7 protein-coding genes are annotated in these 5,137 nt (G+C 70.2%); 4 read left to right on the top strand and 3 right to left on the bottom strand.

The window, feature by feature from the left end; genetic code table 11:
• On the top strand, positions 1 to 444 hold a 444-nt coding region (locus AC1D01_RS20055), incomplete at its 5' end, for a response regulator (protein WP_477869353.1).
• Positions 445 to 466: 22 nt separating this feature from the next.
• On the opposite strand, the gene AC1D01_RS20060 is transcribed toward AC1D01_RS20055, so the two are convergent.
• Entirely contained in the window at positions 467 to 1,303 is an 837-nt protein-coding gene (locus tag AC1D01_RS20060) for a tetratricopeptide repeat protein (protein WP_477869355.1), read from the bottom strand.
• A gap of 53 nt (positions 1,304 to 1,356) precedes the next feature.
• On the bottom strand, positions 1,357 to 2,058 hold the full coding sequence (locus AC1D01_RS20065; protein WP_477869357.1) for a cation efflux transmembrane domain-containing protein: 702 nt from the start codon (positions 2,056 to 2,058) through the stop codon (positions 1,357 to 1,359).
• A gap of 72 nt (positions 2,059 to 2,130) precedes the next feature.
• Between AC1D01_RS20065 and AC1D01_RS20070 the strand changes: the two genes are divergently transcribed.
• Positions 2,131 to 2,568: a Cd(II)/Pb(II)-responsive transcriptional regulator gene (locus AC1D01_RS20070; RefSeq protein WP_477869359.1), complete on the top strand. Its 438-nt coding sequence runs from the start codon at positions 2,131 to 2,133 to the stop codon at positions 2,566 to 2,568.
• Between the two features lie 62 nt (positions 2,569 to 2,630).
• Positions 2,631 to 3,566: an acetylglutamate kinase gene (gene argB / locus AC1D01_RS20075; protein WP_047500810.1), complete on the top strand. Its 936-nt coding sequence runs from the start codon at positions 2,631 to 2,633 to the stop codon at positions 3,564 to 3,566.
• Positions 3,567 to 3,568: 2 nt separating this feature from the next.
• On the opposite strand, the gene AC1D01_RS20080 is transcribed toward argB, so the two are convergent.
• Positions 3,569 to 3,760 carry a heavy-metal-associated domain-containing protein gene (locus tag AC1D01_RS20080; RefSeq protein ID WP_073465611.1) on the bottom strand — a complete coding sequence of 64 codons (192 nt, stop codon included), beginning with the start codon at positions 3,758 to 3,760 and terminating at the stop codon, positions 3,569 to 3,571.
• A 135-nt stretch (positions 3,761 to 3,895) separates the two neighbouring features.
• On the opposite strand from AC1D01_RS20080, the gene AC1D01_RS20085 reads away from it, so the two are divergent.
• Positions 3,896 to 5,137 (top strand): heavy metal translocating P-type ATPase (locus AC1D01_RS20085; protein ID WP_477869362.1); only part of this gene is annotated, 1,242 nt, incomplete at its 3' end.

The raw sequence follows: 5,137 nt of genomic DNA on the forward strand, positions 1-5,137 counted from the left end.
CTGCCGCACCGGCCGCAGCGCGGCGACGCCACCGCCGAGCCGGTGCGCGTGCCGGCGGGCCGCGGCCAGCACGTGATGGTGGTCGACGACGACCCGGCGATGCTGCTGATGGTGGAGAGCCTGCTGCAGCGCGCCGGCTACCGCGTGACCGGCATCGACCAGCCGCGCGAGGCGGCGGCCAAGCTGCAGGCCGACCCCGCGGGCTACGACCTGGTGGTGACCGACTACAACATGCCGGAGCTGACCGGCATGGAGCTGGCGGTCGAGATCGCGCGCATCCGCGCCGACCTGCCGGTGGTGATCAGCTCGGGCTTCATCTCCGACGAGATGCGGGCCGCGGCGCAGCAGGCCGGCGTCAAGGGCCTGATGCAGAAGGAGTACACGCTGGAGCAACTGGGCGGCATCGTGCACGCGGTGCTGAACCCGGCACCGGGCGCCGGGTGATGACGGCTACCCGCCGCGGCGGTCACCAGCCGTCGCTGCCGCCGCCGTCCGAGCCACCCCCGCCACCGCCACCGCTGTCCCAGTCGCCGCCCGAGCCGAAATCGACCGAGCGGTTCGACAGCTCATCGGCCGCGCCGTTGTCGAAGTAGCCAGGGCTCATGCCCCCATCCGACGCATGGCTGGCCGACGAGGAGCCGCCGTCGCGGTTGCCGTCCAGCATCTTCTCGGCGAGCATGCCGGCCGCGAAGCCGCCTGCCGCTGCGAGGCCGGTGCCCAGCATGCCGCTGCCCTGGCCGCCGCCCATCGGGCTGTAGTTGGGGCCGTAGCCGCCGCTCTGCATGCCGCCGTAGGCGGGCGTCATCGACTGCGCGTTGCGGCGGGCGCTGAACATGCGCCACAGCAGCACCGCGATCACCGCGAAGCCGACGCCCCAGATCCAGCCGGGGATGCCGCTGCCGCGCTGTGCGGCGGCGCGCGGCGCCTGCACCGCGGTGCCGGTACCGGCTGCCGTGCCGCCGGCCGAGGTGGTGGCGCGCTGCTCACGCTCCAGCAACTGCTCGAAGCTCTTGAACTTGTCGGGCTGCGTGAAGCCGATCGCCGGGTCGAGCTGCTGCGCGAGGCGGGCCTCCTGCAGCGCGAACTCGAAGCGCTTGTTGTGCGCCAGGATCTCGGCGTAGACGTAGTGCGCCTTCGCGCTGCCGGGCTTGGCCGCGACCACGTCGCGCATCAGCACCTCGGCCTGGGCGTAATTGCCCTTCTGCACCTCGGCCTGCACCTCGGTGACGGACGGCAGCGCGAACGCCGCGGCCGACACCAGACCCATGGCCACGAAGGCCAGCATGGCAAGAAGTCGTTTCATGTCCGTTTGCCTTTCTCTTTCAGGAGGACCTCGATAAAGGAGGCTTGCGGCCCTCAGGTGGGGGCCGATGCGCCGGTCACAAGGGCCTGCCGCAACTCGGTCCGGGCATGCCGCATCACCGCGATGCCGCCCTGCAGGCCGAGGCCGGCCATCAGCAGCGCGACCACCACATCGGGCCACATCGTGCCGGTGCCGAACACGCCGACCGCCGCCAGCAGCACCGCGGCATTGCCGATCGCATCGTTGCGGCTGCACAACCACACCGAGCGCATGTTGGCATCGCCCTCGCGGAAGCGGTAGAGCAGCAGCGCGACGCCCAGGTTCACCGCCAGCGCCAGCCCGCCGATCCAGCCCATCGTGGCCGGTGCCGGCGACGCGCCGTACCAGGCGTGCCACAGCGCCAGCCCCAGCACGCCGGCGCCATAGACCGCCATCGTCGCGCCCTTGAACCAGGCGACCCGCGGCCGCCAGACCGCGGCCATGCCGAGAGCGACCAGGCTCAGCCCGTAGTTGACGGCATCGCCGAAGAAATCGGCCGCATCGGCCAGCAGCGAGGCCGAATCGGCATGCACGCCGCCGCCGATCTCCAGCACGGCCATGCCGGCGTTCAGCACCAGCGCGACCCACAGCACGCGGCGGTAGGCGGCCGACACCGGGCCGGTGGGCAGGTGGTCATGGGAATGGCCGTGGCCGCCGGCCCCGTCATGGGCGTGGGCAGGGCTCTGGTGGTCGTGATCGCAGCAATGTCGTGACATGGACAACTCGTGGCAAGGCGGAAGCGCTGTGGCACATTCGAAAGCCTGGAGTCCCTCCAAGGTCAAGTCCCCATGCGCATCAAGGATGTATCCGAAGCCACCGGCGTGCCGGCCGACACCATCCGGCACTACGAGAAGGCCGGGCTGCTGCCGCTGCCGGCGCGTGCCGGCAACAATTACCGCCGCTACACCGAGGCCGATGTGCAACGGCTGCGCTTCATTCGCAACTGCCGGTCGCTGGACATGAGCCTGGACGAGGTGCGCCCGCTGCTCGACTTCCTGGACCACCCGCAGGCCGATTGCTCGAAGGTGGATGCGGTGATCGAGGGCCACCTGGCGCACGTGCGCGAGCGGCTGGCGAGCCTGCAGGTGCTGGAGCGCCAGCTGGAGCTGCTGACGCAGGTGTGCGGCCAGCAGCGGGCCCAGKAGCTGTGCGGCATCGTGATGGCGCTGTCGAAGGATGCGCCGGGCGGCGTGCCCCCGACCGGACGCGGCGTGCACACGACCTGAATCCCGACCCTACAATTCGCGCCGCAGCGGTCCGTGGCGGCCGCGTTCCGGAAAGCCTCCTCATGAACAACGAGCCCCCCGCCGACAAGCCCGTCGGTCACAACCACGGTCCCGATCTCTCGCACATCGCCCCGCGCGACAAGGCGGAGATCCTGGCGCAGGCCTTGCCGTACATCCGCAAGTTCCATGGCAAGACCATGGTCATCAAGTACGGCGGCAACGCGATGACCGATCCGGCGCTGCAGCAGGATTTCGCCGAAGACGTGGTGCTGCTGAAGCTGGTGGGCATCAACCCGGTGGTGGTGCACGGCGGCGGGCCGCAGATCGAGGACGCGCTGGCCAAGATCGGCAAGAAGGGCACCTTCATCCAGGGCATGCGCGTCACCGACGAGGAGACCATGGAAGTGGTCGAGTGGGTGCTGGCCGGCCAGGTGCAGCAGGACATCGTCGGGCTGATCAATGCGGTCGGCGGCAAGGCCGTCGGCCTGACCGGGCGTGACGGCGGGCTGATCCGCGCGCACAAGCTGAAGATGGTCGACCGCGACGACCCGACCAAGGTGCACGATGTCGGCCAGGTCGGCGAGATCGAGTCGATCGACCCRTCGGTCGTCAAGGCGCTGCAGGACGACCAGTTCATCCCGGTGATCTCGCCGCTCGGCTTCGGCTCGGAGAACGAGAACTACAACATCAACGCCGACGTGGTGGCCGGCAAGCTGGCCGAGGTGCTGAAGGCCGAGAAGCTGCTGATGCTGACCAACATCCCCGGCGTGCTCGACAAGCAGGGCAAGCTGCTGACCAACCTGTCGGCGCGCGAGATCGACGAGCTGTTCGACGACGGCACGATCAGCGGCGGCATGCTGCCGAAGATCGCGTCGGCGCTCGACGCCGCGAAGAACGGCGTGAACACCGTGCACATCATCGACGGCCGCGTGCCGCACGCGATGCTGCTCGAGATCCTGACGGAACAGGCCTACGGCACGATGATCCGCAGCCACTGAGGCTACCGGGGCGGGTACCCCGCCTCGGTCAGCGCCGCCGCGAGGAGGCTCCGGTCCGACGCCGATTCCACCTCGACGGTGTGTTCCGCCAGGTTCACCACCACCAGCGCGTGCGGATCCGCCTCTTTCAGCGCCTGTGTCACCGCCTTGACGCAGTGGCCGCAGCTCATCCCGTCCACTTGAAATTCGATCATCTCTCTCTCCAATGACATCGGTCGACAGTCACGCACTGTGAAGCTTGCCACGGTGGCAGGGTCAAGCCTCGGCGCGAAGCCCCACGACGCACAAGGCCTTGACCTTGCCATGATGGTAAGGTCGACAGTCGCGTCATGAACACGAATTCCCTGTCCCTCAGCATCGACGGCATGACCTGCGCGTCGTGCGTCACGCGCGTCGAGAAAGCCTTGCAGCGCGTGCCGGGCGTGCTGTCGGCGACCGTCAACCTGGCGACCGAGCGCGCCGAGGTGCAGACGAGCAGCGGCGATGCGGCGGCGCTGCTCGCGGCCGTCGAGAACGCGGGCTATGCGGCGCATGTGCACGAGGACGACGAGGCGCCCGCGGCCGCAGCCCCGGCCTGGCCGGTGATCGCGGCCGCTGCGTTGTCGCTGCCACTGGTGCTGCCGATGCTGCTGTCGCTCGCCGGTGTCGACGCGATGCTGCCGGGCTGGCTGCAGCTGCTGCTCGCGGCGCCGGTGCAGTTCGTGCTCGGCGCCCGCTTCTACCGCGCCGGCTGGAAGGCGCTGCGCGCGCGCACCGGCAACATGGACCTGCTGGTCGCGCTCGGCACCTCGGCCGCCTTCGGGCTCAGCGTGCAGCAGCTGCTGGTGCACGGGGCGCAGGGCGGCCACGGCCACCTGTATTTCGAGGCGTCGGCGGTGGTGATCACGCTGGTGCTGCTCGGCAAGTGGCTGGAGCAGCGCGCGAAGCGCCAGGCCACCGATGCGATCCAGGCGCTGAACGCACTGCGCCCGCAGACGGCGCGGGTGCGCCGCGACGGCGTCGAGCGCGACCTGCCGATCGCGCAGCTGCAGGTCGGCGACCTCGTCGTCGTGCGGGCCGGCGAGCGCATGCCGGTCGATGGCGAGGTGCTCGAAGGCGAGAGCCATGTCGATGAATCGCTGATCACCGGCGAAGGCCTGCCGGTGCTGCGCCAGCCGGGCGCGCGCGTCATCGGCGGGGCGGTCAACGGCGAAGGGCTGCTGCTGGTGCGTGCGACGACGCTCGGCGCCGCGTCGGCGCTGTCGCGCATCGTCCACCTGGTCGAATCGGCGCAGGCGAAGAAGGCGCCGATCCAGCAGCTGGTCGACCGCGTCAGCGCGGTGTTCGTGCCGGTCGTGCTGGCGCTCGCCTTCGTCACGCTGCTTGGCTGGGGCGTGGCGACCGGGGGCTGGGAGCAGGCGGTGCTGAACGCGGTGGCGGTGCTGGTGATCGCCTGCCCGTGCGCGCTGGGCCTGGCGACGCCGGCGGCGCTGATGGCGGGCACCGGCGTCGCGGCGCGGCGCGGCATCCTGATCAAGGACGCCGAGGCGCTGGAACGCGCGCGGCAGGTCGACATCGTCGCGTTCGACAAG

Source organism: Rhizobacter sp. P3_B12, assembly GCF_056402895.1.

Excerpts from the sequence above, each read along its gene's own strand:
- AC1D01_RS20060 (WP_477869355.1), bottom strand. The coding sequence starts at position 1,303 with ATGAAACGACTTCTTGCCATGCTGGCCTTCGTGGCCATGGGTCTGGTG.
- AC1D01_RS20065 (WP_477869357.1), bottom strand. The coding sequence starts at position 2,058 with ATGTCACGACATTGCTGCGATCACGACCACCAGAGCCCTGCCCACGCC.
- AC1D01_RS20080 (WP_073465611.1), bottom strand. The coding sequence starts at position 3,760 with ATGATCGAATTTCAAGTGGACGGGATGAGCTGCGGCCACTGCGTCAAG.